Source organism: Paracoccus sp. (in: a-proteobacteria) (genome assembly GCF_047973135.1).
GTDB lineage: Bacteria > Pseudomonadota > Alphaproteobacteria > Rhodobacterales > Rhodobacteraceae > Paracoccus.
Genome location: NZ_JBKEBL010000116.1, coordinates 21,303 through 39,977, shown reverse-complemented (window position 1 = coordinate 39,977; position 18,675 = coordinate 21,303). Strand labels below are relative to the sequence as shown.

Below are 18,675 nucleotides of genomic sequence, written 5' to 3'. Positions count from 1 at the left end.
TGCGTTGGAGGCCACGGATCTGACCGGCCTGACCCGGCGCAGCGATGCCGACCGGCGGCTGGCCGAAATGGTCCACGCCCCCGGCCTGCGCGCCTTTCTGCTGCAATCGCTGGATCTGAAATCCGATCCGCCGCGCTGGCGCCTGAACCTGCCCGTGCTGCGCGACTGGATGGAACGCACGACCGGCTGGCCCGACGGCCTGCCGCAAGCCACGTTCGGCGGCCCTGTGCTGTTCATGGCGGGGGCCGATTCGGATTATGTCGATCAGGCGGGCGAAGCCGCGATGCGCAGCTATTTTCCGCAGGCGCGGCTGGTACGGCTGAAGAATGCCGGGCACTGGATGCATGCCGACGCGCCCGAGGCCGTGGCCAGCACCCTTGCGGCCTTTCTGGGCGCTGGCTGACGCCCCTTCAGCAGATCAGATCCAGATTCGCGACGCCGGTATCGCCGGGGATTTTCGTGGTTATACTGCCGTGCACGACCCGGCACCCGGTCGCCTGCGCCGCCGCCTGTTCCATCAGCGGCTGCACACCCCCGTGACTGCCGGGGGCAAGCGTCGTCATACGGATCACCTGCGCCTGATCGCCCTTGCGGTAAACCACAAAGTCGATCCCGCCCAAGGTCACGCGGAACTTGTCCGCCCCGAACATGTCAGGACCGGGCGAGGCGCAAGCACATGAAAGCACCAGCATGGCAAGGCAAAGAAATCGGTTCATTCGCCGATCATTACCGCCAAAGATTAATATCCGGTTAATCCGGGCCGCTATTCATCCAGCCGGTCGGCCAGAGATTCGGCGCGCGCGGCCAGTTCGGCCATCGCCTCTTTCAGATCCGGGGGGATCACCGGCACCTCGACCCGCGCCGGATTGGCCTGCAACCGATTCGCCAACCGCTCGGCCTTTTCGGCCCGCGCTTCCATGGTGACAAAGCGGTCGGCCAGCATCAGCCCGGCCAGCAACAGCAGCCGCGGCTCGGGCATGCGGCCGGCCTGTTCAAGGATCTGCCGCGCCTCGGCATCCAGAACAGAAGCCGCATGTTCCAGCAGTTTTTCCTCACCATCCTGCGCGGCAAGGCGATATTCCTTATGTCCGATATTGAACGCAACCTCTGCCATCTACCGGCCCTCATCCGTGGTGTGGTCGCCCGAGGCGGGATCGACGTCCTGCTCTTCCGGAACACCTGCCGCGTCGCCCGCGCCCTCGGGCGAGACCACGCCATTGCCCGCCAAAGCCTGCCCCGCCAGCAGACGCTCAAGCTCGGACATCAGCTCGCCCATCTGCGCGATCTCACCGTCCCGAGCGGCGCGCAGAGCCTCGACCTCGGCCTCAAGCCGCGCGATCTCGGTCTGCGCATCGCTCAGCAAGCCCAGCAGATCGTCATCCCCATGCGCAGCCGCCGGTGGTTGCCTGCCTCCGGCCTCAAGCCATTGGTCGATGCGATCCAGAGCCGCGCTGAGGCGGCGTTCGCTGGCAGAGATATCACTCATCACATCGGTCCTTCAATCACCTTGGCCCGGTTGTCGCATCCTCTGCAGCGTAACACAAGAACAGGCATCGCACCGCCCCGTACGGTCAGGGGCGAACGGCCGGTCAGGCAAGTTCCCGCCTTTCGCCCTGCAACCCCTTCACGATCGCCCAGCACGCCCCCAGCAGCACGGCGGTGAAGGGCAGCCCGGTCGAGACCGCCATCGCCTGCAATGCGGTCAGCCCGCCGCCCAACAGCAGCGCGATGGCCACCAGCCCCTCGAAGCCGCACCAGAAGATGCGTTGCGGCACCGGCGCGTTCACCTTGCCGCCCGCCGCGATGGTGTCAATCACCAGCGAACCGGAATCGGACGAGGTGACAAAAAACACGATGACCAGAACAACGCCGACAAAGCTGGTGATCGAGGTGGCGGGCAATTGGGACAGCATCTGGAACAGCTTCAGCTCAAGCGCGGCATCGGCAATGCCGGAAAACCCTTCCATCGTCATGCCGATCGCCGTGCCGCCAAGCGCGGTCATCCACAGGACCGAGATGACCGAGGGCACGATCAGCACCGCGATCAGAAACTGCCGCACCGTGCGCCCACGGGACACCCGCGCGATAAACATGCCGACAAAGGGGGACCAGCTTATCCACCAGGCCCAGTAAAAGGCGGTCCAACCCTGCATGAAGTTGTCATCCGTGCGTCCGAACGGGTTCGACAGAGGCACGATATCGCGGGCATAGGCGGCCAGATTGTCGAAAAAGCCGCTGACGATCTGCCAGGTCGGCCCGAACAGGATCACAAACAGCAGCAGGACCATCGCCAGCGCCATGTTGATCTCGGACAGGCGCTTGACGCCCTTTTCAACGCCAAGAACGACCGACATGGTGGCCACCCCGGTGATGATCGCGATCAGGACGATCTTGGTCGTATTGCCCGCCGGTATCCCGAACAGGAAATGCAGCCCCGCCGTCGCCTGTTCGGCCCCGAAACCAAGCGAGGTCGCCAGCCCGAACAGCGTCGCGAAAACCGCCAGAATGTCGATGACATGGCCGGGCCAGCCCCAGACACGTTCGCCGAAGATCGGGAAAAAGATCGAACGCATGGTCAGCGGCAGGCCCTTGTTATAGGCAAACAGCGCCAGCGCCAGCGCAACGACCGCATAGATCGCCCAGGGGTGCAGCCCCCAGTGAAAGATCGTCGCGGCCATGCCCAGACGGCGCGCCGCCAGATCGTCGCCCGCCGCCCCCTCCAGCGGTGCCCAATCCGTCCTGACGCCATCCTCGACCGTGACACCGCCAAGCGCGCTTTGGAAATGGCTGACGGGTTCGCTGACGCCATAGAACATCAGGCCGATCCCCATCCCCGCCGCGAACAGCATCGCGAACCAGCCCGACAGGCTGAAATCCGGCCGCGCATCGGGCCCCCCCAGCCGGATCGAGCCAAGAGGCGACAGGATCAACCCAAGGCACAGCAGCACGAACACATTTCCCGCCAGTAGAAAAAACCAGTCCAGACGCCCGGTCAGCGTGTCACGCAACTGCACAAAGACCGGTTCAAGCTGCACGGGAAACAGCAGCGCCGCCGCCGTGAACAGGATGACCGAGGCTGCCGAGATAACAAAAACCGGGTTGTGGATATCAAAGGGAAAGGGGGTCTTGCCCCCGATATTGTGCTGACCGATCTCATGCGAGGTCGCAATGATCTGGGTACGTCCCTGAGGCGGCGGCACCCCCTCGGCTGCGGCATTCGTTTGGCTGAGGCCTGGCAAGGCCGGCTGCTGTGTATCGGCCATGGTTTCCCTTCGCGTCAATGCCGTCGGGTGGTGATGGGACCGATGCGCGCCGCGCACCCGCCGCCGCCCTCTGTGTCGCGGCACATGCTCGCAGTGTGACATAATGCGCAGGAATTGGCCAGTTTCAGGGGCAGGCATGCAACAGCCCGGCATCCGTCACCCCGATCCGGCGCGTTCGTGCTTGACTGTTGCCGCAACGCGGCAAAAACATGTGCGCTGGACATGTCGGAGGGAAATCGTGGGCAAGAAGAACAAGAACTTCGTCGTCGTCGGCCTTGGTGCCTTCGGCGGAGTCGTCGCCGCCGAACTGGCGCGGTTCGGCAATCACGTCCTGGGGATCGACACCGATCAGAAACGCGTCGCCGCGCTGGCCAGCCAGTTGTCGAATGTCGTGATCCTGGATGCCACGGACGAGGGCGCGCTGCGCGAGGCGGGGGTGGACCGTTACGACATCGGCCTTGTCTCGATCGGCAACGATCTTGAGGCCAGCGTGCTGGCGACCATGAACCTGCGGCTGATCGGGGTCGATACGGTCTGGGCCAAGGCCGATACCCGTACCCATCACCGCATCCTGACCAAGCTTGGCGCGCATCGCGTGGTCCAGCCCTCGGGCGAGATGGGCCGCCACACGGCGCAGATGCTGAACAATGCCGCCGTTCAGGATTATGTCGCGCTTGGCAACGGTTTTTCCGTCGTCAACGTGCTGATTCCCGAACGCCACAAGGACAAGCCCCTGTCGCAACTGGATATCGGCGAGGGGGTGCGTCCGCTTGGCGTGATGCGCGGCACCGAATTCATCGAGGTGTCGGGCACGGACCCCGTCCTGCTGACCAATGACCGCCTGCTGCTTCTTGGCCGTCGGGTCGAGCTGTCCAGATTCGGCGACCGGCTGTGAAGCGCGCGTTCCGCAACTGGCTGTCCCATACCGCCCCGCCTGCGGTGCTGGCGACGCTGTACATGGTGCTGATCGTGCTTGGCGCTGTGGCGCTGCACCTGCCCTTCATGACCACCCGCCCGATCAGCATCACCGACGCGCTGTTCACCTCGACCTCGGCGGTGACGGTGACGGGGCTGGCGGTGCTGGATACGCAGTTCGACCTGACATTCTGGGGCCAGCTTGTCGTGGCCATCCTGATCCAGCTTGGCGGTCTGGGGCTGATGACCTTCGCTGTGCTGATCCTGTCGGCACTGGGGATGCAGCTTGGTCTGCAGCAACAGCATTACCTGCGCGAGGATTTGAACCAGACCTCGTATTCGCGCCTGACCCGGCTGAGCAAGACCATCGTCCGCGTCGTGGTCATGGCCGAAGTAGCGGGCGCGATGCTGCTTTGCCTCAGCTTCATGCCCGAATCGGGGCTGGTGCCCGGACTGTGGCATGCGATCTTTCATTCGGTATCGGCTTTCAACAATGCCGGGTTTTCGACCTATTCCGACGGGCTGGTGCGCTTTGCCATTGATCCGGTGGTCAATGTCGTCATCCCGTTCCTGTTCATCATAGGCGGCATCGGCTATGTCGTCATTTCGGACGTGGCCAACCGCCGGTTCTGGCATGGCTGGACCATGCACACCAAGCTGATGCTGATCGGCACGGCGGTGCTGATCATCGTCGGCGTCGGCTTCACCGCAATTCTGGAATGGAACAACCCGCGCACGCTTGGCATGTTCGAAAGCCCGGTCTCGAAGCTGACGGTCGCGTGGTTTCAGGGCGTGACCCCGCGCACCGCAGGCTTCAACACCACCGATATCGGCGGGTTGCACGATTCGACCTCGTTTCTGTACATGGCGCTGATGGTGATCGGCGGCGGCACGACTTCGACCGCAGGGGGGCTGAAGGTCACGACAGTCGTGGTCATGCTGCTGGCCGCGCTTGCCTTCTTTCGTCGGCGCACCCAGATTGCGGCCTTTGGCCGGTCGATCGGGCTGGACGAGGTTCTGAAGGTCATGGCGCTGATCTCGATGGCCGCCGCGCTGGTCTTTACGGCGGTGTTCCTGCTGGTGATCAGCCATGACGGGCATTTCGTCGATATCAGCTTCGAGGTCGCATCGGCCTTTGGCACCACCGGCCTTTCACGCGGCTATACGGGCGAGCTGAACGAATTCGGGCGCATGGTCATCATCACCGTGATGTTCCTTGGCCGGGTCGGGCCGCTGACCCTTGGCTTTTTCCTGGCCACGCGCATCGCGCCCCGTGTCCGGTACCCGGCGGGTCAGGTGCATCTTGGCTGACCGCCCCGTGCCGCCTATAAGGCCCGCGACGAAAGGATAGTTCCATGCGCCAGGCGACCATCATCCGCAACACCGCCGAGACGCAGATTCAGGTCACGCTGAATCTGGACGGCACCGGCAGCTATGACAACCAGACCGGCGTGGGTTTCTTCGATCACATGCTGGACCAGTTGTCGCGGCATTCGCTGATCGACCTGACCATCCGCGCAACGGGCGATCTGCATATCGACGACCACCACACGGTCGAGGATACCGGCATCGCCATCGGGCAGGCTCTGGTTCAGGCGCTTGGCGACAAAAGGGGTATCCGTCGCTATGGCAGCTTTCTGCTGGCGATGGACGATTCGCTGATCCGCGCCGCGCTGGATCTGTCGGCCCGGCCCTTTCTGGTCTGGAATGTCGATTTCCCGACGCCAAAGATCGGCACGTTCGATACCGAGCTGGTGCGAGAGTTCTTTCAGGCCCTGTCCACGCATGGCGGTATCACCCTGCATGTAGACCGCCTGCACGGGCTGAACAGCCATCACATTGCCGAGGCCGCCTTCAAGGCTGTCGCCCGCGCCCTTCGCGAGGCGGTCGAACCTGACCCCCGCATGTCCGGCGTGCTGCCCTCGACCAAGGGCGCGCTGTGATGCGGGTTGCGCTGATCGATTATGACAGCGGCAACCTGCATTCGGCCGAAAAGGCGTTTCAACTGATGGGACGCGAGGTCGGGGCCGGGGTGGTTGTGACATCCGACCCGCAGGTCGCAGCCCGCGCCGACCGCATCGTCCTGCCCGGCGATGGTGCCTTTCCTGCCTGCCGCGACGCGCTGGGGCATGTCGATGGCATGGCCGAGGCCCTGCGAGAGGCCGTTCTGACGCGCGGCGTGCCCTTCATGGGTATCTGCGTCGGCATGCAGATGCTGGCCACCATCGGCCATGAATACCGCGATACGCCCGGCCTCGGCTGGATCGGGGGCGAGGTGCAGGCCATCGATACCCCAAGGCTTCGCGCACAGGGCCTCAAGGTGCCGCATATGGGCTGGAATGACCTGATCATCGACCGCCCGCATCCGATTCTTGACGGCATCGCGACCGGCGATCACGCCTATTTCGTCCATGGCTGGCAATTCCACGTCGCGGACCCCGCGCATTTGCTGGCCCATGCCGATTACGGTGGCCCGGTCACGGCTGTGGTGGGCCGTGACAATATCGTCGGCACCCAGTTCCACCCGGAAAAATCGCAGGCAACCGGCCTGCGCATCATCGCCAATTTCCTGCGCTGGCAGGTCTGACATGGCAACGATCCGGCGGCCTTTCGGGCCACCGGGATATTTTTATCGTGCCGGAACCCGGCAACGACCGGCGCTCGGGCGGTTCATTCTGCCGGGCTGACGAACAGCACGGGCACGGTTTTCGCCCGTGACAGCAGCGCCATGCCCATCACCATCGCCCAACCCGCCAGCAACGCAGCCAGCCACATCGTGCTGCCTGCGGGTGCCATCACGGCCAGCAGCCCGGTCAGCCCGATGGGCACGCGCGATGTCAGGCTGAGGGGGCGACCGCACCAGCCTCCGAAGGCGATGGCCCAAAGCGAGGTCGATGCCAGCAAGCCCGACGCGCCGAGTATGACCTGACCCATACCGCCCTGCCCCAGCACGCCCGGATCGAAGACAAAGCTGAAAGGGACGAAAAAGGCAACAAGGCTGAGGCCAAAGGCCGAGAGACTGGTTTTCACCGTCGAGGCCTTGCCCACGGCGGCGGCGGCAAAGGATGCCAGCGCGACCGGCGGCGTCACCATCGACAGCACGCAATAGTAGAAGATGAAGAAATGCGCGGCCAGCGGCCCGATACCAAGATCCTGCAAGGCGGGCACGAACAGCACCGCACCGATGATATAGGCGGCGACGGTCGGCAGGCCCATGCCCATCACGATACAGCCAACCATCGCCAGCGCCAGCGACGCATAGACCGAGCCATCCGACAGCGACAGCAGCGAGCCCGCGAATTTCAGCGCCAGATTCGACTGGATCGCGACCGCGATGACCAGACCAATGGCCGCGATGGGAACGGCGACCTCGGCGGCCTGACGCGGGGCCTCGCGCAGCGCCTCGGTCAGTTCCTTGCGACCAATCCAGGTGCCCCGGCGCAGGAACGGCACGATCAGGCAGGCGACCGAAGCGGCGACGGCGGCATAGGCGGCGGAATAGCCGCCGACCAGCATCAGGATCAGCACGATGGGCGGCAGGATCAGGTGCAGGCGGGGCAGGATCGGATCGGTGGCCGCGACCTCGGCGGCGGTCATGGCGCGCACGCCATCGCGGCGGGCGGCCAGATCGACCACCAGCAGCAGCGCCAGATAAAAGGCGACAGCAGGGATCAGCCCGGCCAGCGCCAGTTGTGCATAGGGCATGCCCAGCATCTCGGCCATGACAAAGGCGGCAACGCCCATCACCGGAGGCATCAATTGCCCGCCGGTCGAGGCGATTGCCTCGATCCCCGCCGCGCGATGGGGCTTGATGCCGGTGCGCTGCATCAGCGGGATGGTGAACACCCCGGTAGAGACGACATTCGCAACCGCGCTGCCCGAGATGGAACCCATCAGGCTGGACCCGATGATCGCGGCCTTGGCGGTGCCGCCCGTGGCGCGGCCTGCGGCGCGGATGGCCAGGTCGATAAACAACTGCCCGCCGCCGACAGCCGCGTAAAATGCCCCGAACATGATGAAATAGAAGATGAAGCTGACCGAGGTGGACGTCGTGATGCCCAGCACCCCTGCCGTGGTCATGGTGGTGATCTCGACGGCGGCATCCAGGGTGAACCCGCTGAAATACAGCCAGCCAGGCAGCAGATTGCCCCAGAACCCATAGACGATAAAGGCCAGCAGCACCCAGACAAGGATCATGCCGACAGCGCGGCGCGACCCCTCCAGCAGCAGCAGAACCAGCGCGATCCCGGCGACGATGTCGATGGGCAGCACGGGGGCGACGTTTTCCATTCGCGTGGTCAGTCGCTCGAATCCGGTCAGGTAATAAGCGGTGACGGCGACCGAGGCCGCGATCAGCACCGCGTCGATGACCATGCGCAGCCCACGTGGCAGGGCGGGCGCATCCAGCGGTTTCCACAGGAACAGCAGCGCCATCGCAAGGCCCAGATGGATCGGGCGTTCGAACAGCGGTTGCTGGGGCGAGAAAAGTAGCCAGATCTGGAACAGGATCAGCGCGATCCCGGCAGCAAGGGCAATGGACTGGACGGGTGGGGATTTCGGTTCTGCGGACATGATCTCCTCCTCGGATATGCGCAGCAGAGTGTCAGCGCCGCCTGTTCAGCGGTGCGCGATGATCGGGTAGCCGGCGAGGCCGGTCACATCGTGCCGGCCTCGCTGTAGTAGCGGGCGGCACCGGGATGCAGCGGGATGCCGGTCTTTTCGGGCAACATCGCCTTGGCAGGATCAAAGCGCGCCCAGGCCCCGTGCGAGGCTTTCAGCGCGTCGGCATTCTCGATGATCGTTTTGGTGATCCGATAGGCCGTGTCCTCGTCCAGCCTGTCGCTGGCGATCAGGACCGTGCCCAGATTGGCGCCGATGGTCGGCTGGGTCTGTCCGTCGAACCAGGGGCCATATGTGCCGATGGTCATGCCATTCCTGGCCATCAGCCTTTGCGATTCCTCGGGCAGGTCCAGAAATGCCACATCGACGGTCAGCGCCACCTCGGTGATGGTGGGATGGCCCTTGATCATCGTGTCGATATAAATATCCGCGCCGCCATTGCGCAGCTGGTCGGCAATCTGGCTGGTGCCAAGCTGCACCACATCGCCGCCCTTGCGCCTGATATCCCCGATGCTGGTGTCCAGCGATTGCAGGATCAGGCGGGTTGCGGGAACGGCAGACGATCCCACCGGCTTGATGACGATGCGGACCGGCATGTCGGATTGCAGGATTTCTTTCAGGTCGCGGCTGCCAGCTTTCTTAAGGAAGTCCTCGCGCGCGATGACACCGATATAGACATCGTTCAGCCCGCCGACCAGCGCGCGGATGTCGGGCGCGGACATGCCGTCATAAAGATCGCTGCCCTCATAGGCCCAGACGGCGGTTGCGGTATTCGACAGGGCGATTTCTGCCTTGCCGATCTGCACCACCATCGGGTTTGCGACACCGCCGCCACGGGCGATGATCTCGACGCTGTTCCGGCCGAGGATCGGCTCGATCATCTGTTCCAGCGCCGCTGCAAAGACATACCAGGAAGATCCCTCGCGCATCGCGCCGATGCGGACCGGCTGCGCCGCCAGCGATGCGGCGCCAACGGCCAGCACGGTTCCGGCCAGCAGGGTCGTGCGGATATGTCTGCCAATCTTGTCGAACATGGTCTCTCCTCCCTTCCGACGAATGACCGGCCCCCGCGCGGTACAGGACACGGGGGCCGCGCTGTGTCACTCGGCCGCCTCAAGCGCCCGCGCCTGACCGATTCCGGCGGCGTCGAACGCAGCAAAAATTTCCTTTTCGGCCTTCTCGCCCAGGTTCTTCAGCGGCTCGCGGATCGTGGCGTGATCCAGCACACCGCGCTTGACCAGCCCCAGCTTCAGCGCCACCGTACCCTCCATATGCGAGCCGCGGTGATAGACAGCCTTTGTCACCGGCAGCAGCCGCTCGAATACCTTGCGCGCCTCGGGATAGTTCTGCGCCTTGCCCGCAGCCAGCAGCTCAAGCAGCAGTTCCGGCGCTATATTGCCATAGCCGACAAGAAAGCCGTCTACGTCAAAGGCGGTCGGCAGCAGCCATTCGTCATGGCAGGACAGCACCTGCAAATCCGGATTGGCCTTTTTCAGTTCCGGGATTTCCGTGTACCAGCGTTTCATGTCGCGCACACCGTTCTTGGTGGCAACGACGCCTTCCTGCGTGGCCAGATCAAGCTGGGTGTCCAGATCGTAATTCGCCTTGGTGACGGCAGGATACTGGAACAGGATACATTGCAGGCCGGACTCTTCCCAGATCGCGCGATAGCGGGTCTGCGGCGCGCCCTTCTGGAAACCAAAGCGCAGCCAGCCGTGATTGGGATAGACCAGCGCGCCGGTTGCACCGGCTGCCTTGCATTTTTTCGCCTCTTGGGCGGCGACCGCAGTGCCCTCGCCGGTGATGCCCGCGATGATCGGCACGGCACCGTCAACGGCCTCGGCACAGGTCCGGATCAGGGCCAGCCGCTCGTCCTCGGTCAGAAAGGTGCCTTCGCCGGCATGGCCCAGAATGACCAGCGATTTGACACCGGGGATCGAGACCAGCCATTTCGCCAGCCTTGCATTCGCGCCGTGATCGATCTCGCCGTCGCGGGTGAAGGCGGTGACGGGGGCGGGGCTGAGACCGCGAAGATCCATGGGTTGCATATCTGTATTCCTCCTGATGCTAACCGTTACACTGCGGACCCGCGGGATTAATTAGGAACGATTGCGGGAACGTTCCCAAATATACATTGATCCTGATTTCGGTCAAGTGATAAGCTTGGGCATGGGTCGTCAGGAGGCCGCTAGTGGCGCATAAAGGCAGCAATCCATTGAGTTCAAAGGCGCGTGTGACACTGCACGATGTCGCACGCGAAGCCGGGGTGTCGAAATCGACGGTCTCGCGACTGCTGGATGAACGGTTGCCAAAATCCGACAGCGAAACCGCCGAACGCGTCCGCCGAATCGCCCGCGAGATGGGCTATGTCCGCGACGTGGCTGCCGCCAGCCTGCGGCGCGGCAGTACCGGCATGATCGGGGTCATCGTGCCCCGGCTGACCGACACGGTGATGGCGATGCTATACGAGGCGCTGGCCCATGCCGCCGCCCGCGCCGGACAGTTCACCATCGTCGCGACCACGGGCGACGAACCCGATGCCGACCGCCGCGCAGCCGACGCCCTGTTGCGGCGGGGGGTGGACGGGTTGATCCTGTCCACCGCGCGCGAGGGCGACGACCTTACCCGCGAACTGTCCGGGCGCGGGGTCCGGCACGTGCTGGCCCTGCGCCATGACGGCGACAGCCTTGCCGCCGTTGGCGATGACCCGTTGGGCGGCTATCTTGCGACGCGCCACCTGATCGACCTGGGCCACCGCGACATCGCCCTGCTGACCGGCCCCGCCTATGCCAGCAGCGCGCGCGGCCGGGTCAAGGGCTATCGGCAGGCCATGACAGAGGCGGGGCTGGCGATCCGCCCCGATCTTCTGGCCGCATCCAGTTTCAGCATCGAATCCGGTGCCGAGGCCGCCGCCCGCCTGATGAAGCTGGATCACCCCCCCACCGCGATCTTCGCCGTCAACGACAACACTGCCATCGGTGCGCTGTCTGCCCTGACCAATCGCCGCGTCAGCGTACCCGGTGACATGTCGCTGGTCGGCTATAACGACATCCCCATTGTCAGCCGCCTGCCGACGCCTCTCACGACGGTTCGCGTGCCCTTCGACCAGATCGCCACGGCGGCGCTGGAGCTGTTCCTGTCAGACGATCCGCCATCAGACCAGCGCCTCCGCGTTGTCGCCCCGACACTGATCCCGCGTCAATCCACGGCGCGGCCCGCGATCTTGTCATGACCTCAGGCATCGCTGGCGCGCGAAAAACGCCGTGACCGGTACAGGTTCCGCGACGTCATGATTGCGGTGGTACAGAGTTTTGCCGAATTTGCGTTGGTTCATTTCAAGGTCAGAGGTTTCAATGCAGATCCCCACCCCCGTCATCGCCGTCACCGTGGGGATCGCCTGCACCGTCGCCCTTGTGCTTCTGGATCACCCCGGTCGGGACGGTCGGGTTCCCCTTGGCACATCCCTGCAAGAGGCCGAGCAGCAGGCCGAAGCCGGGGAACCTGCCGCGCCGGTTATCCCGGATCAGGCGGGTGTTGTCATCCGCATCCCCGACGCCAGCATCAGACGTCTGACAAACGGCCTGCCCGAGGATCCCGCGCAACTTCCCACGACAGCCATCGCCGGGCCCTGGAGCGATCCGGCCGCCGATGACTGGATGCGGCGAACGCTTGCCACTCTGGAAACCGAGATCACCGACCCCGAAATCCGGAAGCTTGCTGCCGAAATCACAAAGCGGGTTACGGCCCCGGTCAACGGCCAGACCTTCTACAGGGTCGCCAAAGCGGCCCTCGAACCCGCTAACAGCGACGATCCGGCGATACGCAGGGGCGCGCTGTACCTGTTGCTGACGGCTGCTCTTGCCGGAAAGCCGGAACCTTTCGCATATTTTTATCTGGGCAGTTATTTCTACAACTATCCCGATGAGGACGGCGCGCAATTTGGGCCGACATTCTATCGCCACGCGGCGGATCTGGATTTCTTGCCCGGCATCGTTGACACGGTCGCGGGCATGGTTGACGATGAGGCCCTTCCCCCCAACGTCGAAGAAGCCTATCTTCGCTATGGTGCCGGCCTGGATGGCGAAGACGGCCATTGGCACATTCTGAATTTTGTGCGCGATTTCTATATCTACCATCACCCCGAACGTAATTCGGATGGCTATCTGCAAAAGGTTGTCAATGAATTTCGCGAAATGGGCGACGAACAGGCCGCGACCGAGACCGAATATCTCATGTCCCGAGATGGCAAAGAGGTCAGCGCAACACCTGCGGTCAAGCTTGCCGCTGCAAAGCGCGCACTTGCGGCCGGAAACATCTGGGTTGCAGGGGCTCTCGGGTATGCCTTTTTGAATGGCACGCTTGGCGATCCGGACCCCGAGCTTGCGCGCGATTATATGGTCGCCTGTCTGAAAAGCAGTGATCCCGACAGCCTGTGCGCAACGAATCTGGGGGCGTTCTATGCCCGGTCCGATGCGAAAGAAGCAAACCTGCCGCTGGCCGTCGCCCTGTTCAACTATGCCACAGATCTGGACAGCAACGACGAAAACATTGCCTATGCACGCGAACAGTTCGCCCTACGAATGCGCCAGTTGACCGTTGACCAGATCGGGCTGATGGATCGCTATTCCGCAGCGATCCACGAGGGCAATTTTGCAGCGATCCCTCATGTCAGGGATGCCCGGCCGGTGCCCGAACTGCCGTTGCAGGAAACGTCGGACCAGAACGCGGTCGGGGCGGTCAGCGACCGGTAATTCCCGGAAAGACAATCAGCAGGGTGATCGCCAGGATTTGCAGGCCGATGAAGGGCAGAAGCGAACGGAAGATCACCCCAAGCGTGATGTCGGGCGGCACGACCGATTTCAGGTAAAAGGCCGCCGGCCCGAAGGGCGGTGACAGAAAGCTGACCTGCATGTTCATGCAGAACAGAACCCCGAACCAGACCGGATCCATCCCCAGCCCGACGATGATCGGCACAAAGATCGGCATGGTCAGCAGGGCAATGCCTACCCAGTCCAGAAATGCACCCAGAAAGAACAGGATCGCCATCATGACCAGCAGGATGATCGTCGGATTGTCCGAAATGCCGGTGATCATTTCCGACACGAACTTGACCCCTCCCATCAGGTTATAGACCCCGACAATGGCGGTCGCACCGATGCCGATCCAGACGATCATGCCGACGGTCGCCAGCGTTTGCAGGGCCGCGCCGCGCAGCAGGCTGTAAGAGAACTCTCCTCGCAGCACGGTGGACAGCAGCACACCTGCGACGCCGATGGCCGAGGCCTCGGTCACAGAGGCAATGCCGCCATAGATCGAACCCAGAACAAGCGCCACAACCAGAAGCGGCAGTGCCAGCCCCTTCAGAAGGCGGATTTTTTCCTCGCGCGGGACGGGGGCGGGATCCGCCGGGGGCACTGCCGAAGGCGTCAGCCAGGCCCGCGCCAGAATATAGGCGCAATAGAACAGCGCCAGCATGAAGCCCGGCAGGAATGAGGCTGTGAACAGCTCTCCGATCGAGACATTGGCAGTCAGGCCATAAATGATCAGCACGATCGAGGGCGGGATCATCGTGCCAAGCGATCCGCCCGCGCAGACCACGCCGATGGCAAGGCTGCGATCATAACCCAGCCGCAGCATCTGCGGCAGGGCCAGCAGGCCCAGCAGCACGATCTCGCCGCCGATGATGCCTGACATTGCCGCCAGAATGACCGAGACAAAGACCGTCTGGATCGCCACGCCGCCGCGAATGCGCCCGGCGAACAGCTTCATCGCGTCGAACAGATCCCGCGCGATGCCCGACCGGTCGAGGATCGCCGCCATCAGCACGAACATCGGCACCGACACAAAGACGAAATTCATTACGAAGGAATAGACGCGGCTGGTGATCAAAGGGATCGACATCGGCCCGAACCAGCCCAACGCAAAGATCAGCGCCACCAGAAGCGTGACAAAGGCCAGCGGCATGCCAGTCAGCAAAAGCCCGACCAGCATCCCGAACATCAGCAGCGTGCCCCATTCGATGCCCAGGGCCTGAAGGTTGAAGCCAAGATCCATCATCGGGCCTTACCCTTTTCTTCCGCGGGCGAAATTGACGGCATAGATCAGAAACTGCACGACCAGCAGCACCATGGTCACAAGGATAAAAATCTTGATCAGGGCCGGGGTCGGCGGACTCCAGGCGCTGCCGGTGGTTTCCAGCCGGATATCGCCCGAGGGCGTCCAGACCGCCCGCCTGACCATCTGCCAGGACGCATAGGCAAAGAAGGCCGAAGCGATGGCGCAGGTGATCGAGATGACGATATCGAAAACCCGCCGCATGCCCGGCGACAGGATGTCATAGATCAGCACAACCCGGATATGGCTGTTGCGGCTGGTACAGAAAAGGCCGCCAAAGACAAAGGCCGCCCCGCACAGGAACACGGTCGTTTCATGCGCCCAGATCGTCGGGCGGTTCAGGACATAGCGCATGAACACCTCGAAGAACAGGACGCCCGCCGAAACGACGATCCCGGCGGCGAAAACATAGCCCGCGCGGTCAACCAGCCGCCCCATCAGCCCGGCTGCCGGGGGCACATTGCCCGTGCCCTCGCTGGTCGCGGCAGCGCCGGTCTTTTCCTTCCGAGTGTCCCCGGTCATGCAATCCTCCCTGAAACAAGATTGACCGCCCCGGATCGGGACGGCCACTGTCTGCTTATTCCTGCAACAGATCCTTGTCTTTCAGATAGGCGATCAGGGTGTCGAACACTTTTTGCGCCATGGGCGACTGGCCCGCGACCTTTTCCCATTCGGCAACGCCCAGGGCGCGGAACCTTGCGCGCTCTTCCGGCGACCAGTCATGGATCGTGATCTTCGGGTTTTCCCTTGCCAGCGCCACGGCGGCCAGATCGGCCTCGCGGTTCCCCTTGAGTTGCGTCTGCTGGAACTCTTTCACAGTTTCCTCAAGCAGCGCCTTCAGGTCATCGGGAAGGCCATCCCATTTCGCGGCATTCATCGACACCTCGACCAGCGGAAGAGAATGAAAGCCCGGATAGACCGGATTAGGCGCGATGTCATTCATGCCCTGAGCCTGATTGACCGAAAAGACGGAATAATCGGCGGCATCGACCACGCCCTTGTCCAGCGCGGTGAACACCTCGGCCGAGGGCAGGTTCACCGGCGAGGCACCGGCAGCCGCAAAGACATTCGCAATAGGCCCCTCGGGCGAACGCATCTTCAGCCCCTTCAGGTCATCCACCCCGTCCAGCGGCACGCGCGAGACGAAGGCTTCAAGGCCCGGCGTCGAGACGCCGATGAAATGCAACCCATAGCTGCCAAGCAATTCCTGCATGAGTTCTTTGCCGCCGCCGTTTTCGACAAAGTCGATCATCTGTTCGGGCGCGGACCATGCCCCGACCGGGTTCGAGATCAGCCCAAAGGCCGGATCCTTGCCCGCCCAATAGGAACTGTCGCAGATCTGACCGTCAAGGATGCCGGCGGCAACCGCGTCCAGCGTCTCGTTATATTCGACGACCGAACCGACCGGCAACAACTCGATTTTCACGCGACCTTCGGATTTTTCGGCCACCAGATCGGCCCAGCCTTGCTGGAACACGAAATTCGGGTTGCCCGCCGGGTCTGACGACTGAAACGTAAACGCAAAATCCTGAGCCATGCCGCCGCTTGCGCCAAATATCAGGGCCAGCGTGGCCGCCTGAAATATTTTCATGAAATTTCTCCCTTTTTCTGGTTGGTCATCGAATTGCCGTGCCGGTCCCCTTTTCGGCCAGGCCATGCCCCTTGGCCGCGCCATCGCGACCGCCGGATCGTTCAGGTGCTGTCGCTCTGCCCAAGCTGGAAACGAATATCGAGAAGTGCGGGATCAATTGCGTGTCCCAGCCGGTCAAGCATGGCAAGGCCAAGTTCGACAAGATGGTCCGACCCGGCGCATGCCCCGGCCACATCGCCGCGCATGACCGCCCGCATGATCGTGGTATGTCGGTCAACCGAATCCCGCAGCCCCCCGGCCCCGCTGACATCCCGGATATCAAGATAGCCCGAACGCCGCGCAAAGGCCTTGAGCGGGCGCAGGCTGCTGTCAAGAAACCGCTCGCGCGCGGCCTGCATCACCAGCATGTCAAATGCCTTGTCGAACATGTTGAAACGGTCCAGCGAGATATCCTCGCGCTCTTCCTCGATCAGGCGCAGGATATGGCCAAGACGCGCGCGTTCGTTGCTGTCCATGTTCCGGATCGCCGCCGTCAGCACAAAGCGGTCCATGTCACGGCGCAGCACCGCCAGCCGCTTTTCACGCGCCAGATCAATGGGTGCTACCCGCAGCCCGTTTCTGGGAAGCACATCCAGAATCGTTTCCGCCGCCAGCCGCCGGACAGCCTGATGCACAGGGGTCCGGCCAAGCCCTGTCAGGTTCTGAAGATCCTGCGTTCGCAGGCTGGCACCGGGCAACACACGAAGCGAGATGAACAACTCTTCGATCCGCTCATAGGCCACGCTGGTCAGATCGCCCGGACTTGCCGGCCGCTCACCCCCGGTCATGCCGGCTCGCCGCGCGACCTTGCCATTTACGGATGTTTCAGTTTGTGAAATCATCCTCGCCCCCTTGATGTTTTTTGATATTTCACAGCATATCTGATGTGTCAACACGATTCGACCGACAGCATCCGGGGGGGAAGGCGACGAATGAAAATCACCGCGATCGAGACATTGAGAACCGGGGAATTCGCGAATGTCCTGTGGGTCCGGCTACATACGGATCGGGGCCTGATCGGCCTGGGCGAAACCTTCTATGGTGCCGAGGCGGTCGAGGCCCATATCCACAACACCCTTGCGGCGCGCCTTCTGGGCAAGGACGCCACGCGGATCGAGGCGCTGAACCGCGCCATGGTCGATCTGCCGATGGCGCAATCCTCGACCGGGGTGGAATACCGCGCGGCCTCGGCCGTCGATATCGCGCTGTGGGATCTGTTCGGCAAGCTGACCGGCCAACCGGTTCACAATCTGCTGGGCGGGCTGAATTGCGACCGGCTGCGGATCTATAATACCTGCGCCGGATATGGCTATGTGCGCAGCAACAATATCCGCCCCGTGGACACCTGGAATATCGGCAGCGCCGAAGGCCCGTTCGAGGATCTGGGGGCCTTCATGACCGATGCGGGCGCGCTGGCCGAGAGCCTGCTGGAAAGCGGGATCACTGCCATGAAGATCTGGCCCTTTGACCCGCCCGCGCAGGAAAATCGCGGCATGTCGATCAATGCCGCGGAAATGCGGCGCGCGCTGGACCCGTTCGAAAAGATCCGCAAGCGCGTCGGCGACAGGATGGACATCATGGTCGAGATGCATTCGCTGTGGAACCTGCCGACCGCGCAAAAGATCGCCCGCGCCATCGAACCCTATGATCCCTGCTGGTTCGAGGATCCGATCCGCATGAATTCGCCGCAGGCGCTTGAGGAATTCGCACAATCGACCCATGTGCCGGTCTGCGCCAGCGAAACCCTGGGGTCGCGCTTTCCCTATAAGGAAATGCTGGATCGCGGGGCCACCCAGATCGCCATGGTCGATCTGTGCTGGACCGGCGGGCTGACCGAGGGGCGCAAGATCGCCGCGCTGGCCGATTCTGTCCACAAGCCCTTTGCGCCCCATGACTGCACCGGCCCGGTCGGTTTCGTCGCCGCGATCCACGCCTCGTTCAGCCAGCCGAATACGCTGATCCAGGAAACAGTTCGTGCCTTCTATACCGGCTGGTATAAGGATCTGGTCACGGAACTGCCGGTGATCCGGGATGGCCACGCCCTGCCGATGGAGGGGCCGGGGCTTGGAACCGACCTGCTGCCCGCCGTGTTCGAACGCAGCGATCTGACGGTACGCAGGACCGAGGCCTGAG

Annotated in this window: 19 protein-coding genes; 8 read left to right on the top strand and 11 right to left on the bottom strand. The window is 63.1% G+C overall.

The window, feature by feature from the left end; all coding sequences use genetic code 11:
• Positions 1-403 (top strand): alpha/beta fold hydrolase (locus ACK5L9_RS09025; protein WP_416911130.1); only part of this gene is annotated, 403 nt, incomplete at its 5' end.
• Positions 404-410: 7 nt separating this feature from the next.
• Here the strand turns inward: ACK5L9_RS09025 and ACK5L9_RS09020 are convergent.
• The 4 genes from ACK5L9_RS09020 to ACK5L9_RS09005 form a co-directional block, all read right to left on the bottom strand.
• Positions 411-716, bottom strand: coding sequence for a hypothetical protein (locus ACK5L9_RS09020; RefSeq protein WP_416911129.1), 306 nt, complete (start codon positions 714-716; stop codon positions 411-413).
• Positions 717-763: 47 nt separating this feature from the next.
• Positions 764-1,114, bottom strand: coding sequence for a cell division protein ZapA (gene zapA / locus ACK5L9_RS09015; RefSeq protein WP_416911128.1), 351 nt, complete (start codon positions 1,112-1,114; stop codon positions 764-766).
• Positions 1,115-1,486 (bottom strand): hypothetical protein, encoded by a 372-nt coding sequence (locus ACK5L9_RS09010; RefSeq protein WP_416911127.1) that lies wholly within the window; start codon positions 1,484-1,486, stop codon positions 1,115-1,117.
• A 103-nt stretch (positions 1,487-1,589) separates the two neighbouring features.
• Positions 1,590-3,263 carry a BCCT family transporter gene (locus ACK5L9_RS09005; protein ID WP_416911126.1) on the bottom strand — a complete coding sequence of 558 codons (1,674 nt, stop codon included), beginning with the start codon at positions 3,261-3,263 and terminating at the stop codon, positions 1,590-1,592.
• 238 nt (positions 3,264-3,501) lie between these two features.
• Between ACK5L9_RS09005 and ACK5L9_RS09000 the strand changes: the two genes are divergently transcribed.
• From ACK5L9_RS09000 to hisH, 4 genes are read left to right on the top strand one after another with little or no spacing between them, the layout of a single operon-like run.
• Positions 3,502-4,158 carry a potassium channel family protein gene (locus ACK5L9_RS09000; protein ID WP_416911125.1) on the top strand — a complete coding sequence of 219 codons (657 nt, stop codon included), beginning with the start codon at positions 3,502-3,504 and terminating at the stop codon, positions 4,156-4,158.
• Positions 4,155-5,489 carry a TrkH family potassium uptake protein gene (locus ACK5L9_RS08995; RefSeq protein WP_416911124.1) on the top strand — a complete coding sequence of 445 codons (1,335 nt, stop codon included), beginning with the start codon at positions 4,155-4,157 and terminating at the stop codon, positions 5,487-5,489. Before ACK5L9_RS09000 ends, ACK5L9_RS08995 begins: the two co-directional genes overlap by 4 nt.
• Before the next feature lie 44 nt (positions 5,490-5,533).
• A complete protein-coding gene (gene hisB / locus ACK5L9_RS08990) occupies positions 5,534-6,121 on the top strand; it encodes an imidazoleglycerol-phosphate dehydratase HisB (RefSeq protein WP_416911123.1) in 588 nt (195 codons plus the stop codon).
• Positions 6,121-6,765: an imidazole glycerol phosphate synthase subunit HisH gene (gene hisH / locus ACK5L9_RS08985; RefSeq protein ID WP_416911122.1), complete on the top strand. Its 645-nt coding sequence runs from the start codon at positions 6,121-6,123 to the stop codon at positions 6,763-6,765. Before hisB ends, hisH begins: the two co-directional genes overlap by 1 nt.
• Before the next feature lie 83 nt (positions 6,766-6,848).
• Here the strand turns inward: hisH and ACK5L9_RS08980 are convergent, their stop codons facing one another.
• From ACK5L9_RS08980 to ACK5L9_RS08970, 3 genes are all read right to left on the bottom strand, one after another.
• On the bottom strand, positions 6,849-8,750 hold the full coding sequence (locus ACK5L9_RS08980; RefSeq protein ID WP_416911121.1) for a TRAP transporter permease: 1,902 nt from the start codon (positions 8,748-8,750) through the stop codon (positions 6,849-6,851).
• 83 nt (positions 8,751-8,833) lie between these two features.
• Positions 8,834-9,832: a TAXI family TRAP transporter solute-binding subunit gene (locus tag ACK5L9_RS08975; RefSeq protein WP_416911120.1), complete on the bottom strand. Its 999-nt coding sequence runs from the start codon at positions 9,830-9,832 to the stop codon at positions 8,834-8,836.
• 66 nt (positions 9,833-9,898) lie between these two features.
• Positions 9,899-10,846, bottom strand: coding sequence for a dihydrodipicolinate synthase family protein (locus ACK5L9_RS08970; RefSeq protein ID WP_416911119.1), 948 nt, complete (start codon positions 10,844-10,846; stop codon positions 9,899-9,901).
• 185 nt (positions 10,847-11,031) lie between these two features.
• Here ACK5L9_RS08970 and ACK5L9_RS08965 point away from each other — a divergent pair, with 185 nt between their 5' ends.
• Complete coding sequence (locus ACK5L9_RS08965; protein WP_416911118.1) at positions 11,032-12,030, top strand: LacI family DNA-binding transcriptional regulator; 999 nt, start codon at positions 11,032-11,034, stop codon at positions 12,028-12,030.
• A 121-nt stretch (positions 12,031-12,151) separates the two neighbouring features.
• Complete coding sequence (locus ACK5L9_RS08960) at positions 12,152-13,549, top strand: hypothetical protein (protein ID WP_416911117.1); 1,398 nt, start codon at positions 12,152-12,154, stop codon at positions 13,547-13,549.
• Here the strand turns inward: ACK5L9_RS08960 and ACK5L9_RS08955 are convergent.
• The 4 genes from ACK5L9_RS08955 to ACK5L9_RS08940 all read right to left on the bottom strand — a co-directional run bounded on the left by ACK5L9_RS08955 (position 13,536) and on the right by ACK5L9_RS08940 (position 17,330).
• On the bottom strand, positions 13,536-14,852 hold the full coding sequence (locus tag ACK5L9_RS08955) for a TRAP transporter large permease (protein ID WP_416911132.1): 1,317 nt from the start codon (positions 14,850-14,852) through the stop codon (positions 13,536-13,538). The two genes, ACK5L9_RS08960 and ACK5L9_RS08955, sit on opposite strands and share 14 nt — an antisense overlap.
• Before the next feature lie 9 nt (positions 14,853-14,861).
• Positions 14,862-15,434, bottom strand: coding sequence for a TRAP transporter small permease subunit (locus ACK5L9_RS08950; RefSeq protein ID WP_416911116.1), 573 nt, complete (start codon positions 15,432-15,434; stop codon positions 14,862-14,864).
• A 55-nt stretch (positions 15,435-15,489) separates the two neighbouring features.
• Positions 15,490-16,503 (bottom strand): TRAP transporter substrate-binding protein, encoded by a 1,014-nt coding sequence (locus ACK5L9_RS08945; protein ID WP_416911115.1) that lies wholly within the window; start codon positions 16,501-16,503, stop codon positions 15,490-15,492.
• 101 nt (positions 16,504-16,604) lie between these two features.
• Entirely contained in the window at positions 16,605-17,330 is a 726-nt protein-coding gene (locus tag ACK5L9_RS08940) for a GntR family transcriptional regulator (protein ID WP_416911114.1), read from the bottom strand.
• Between the two features lie 144 nt (positions 17,331-17,474).
• Between ACK5L9_RS08940 and ACK5L9_RS08935 the strand changes: the two genes are divergently transcribed.
• Positions 17,475-18,674, top strand: coding sequence for a mandelate racemase/muconate lactonizing enzyme family protein (locus ACK5L9_RS08935; protein WP_416911113.1), 1,200 nt, complete (start codon positions 17,475-17,477; stop codon positions 18,672-18,674).
• Position 18,675: the final 1 nt, after the last annotated feature.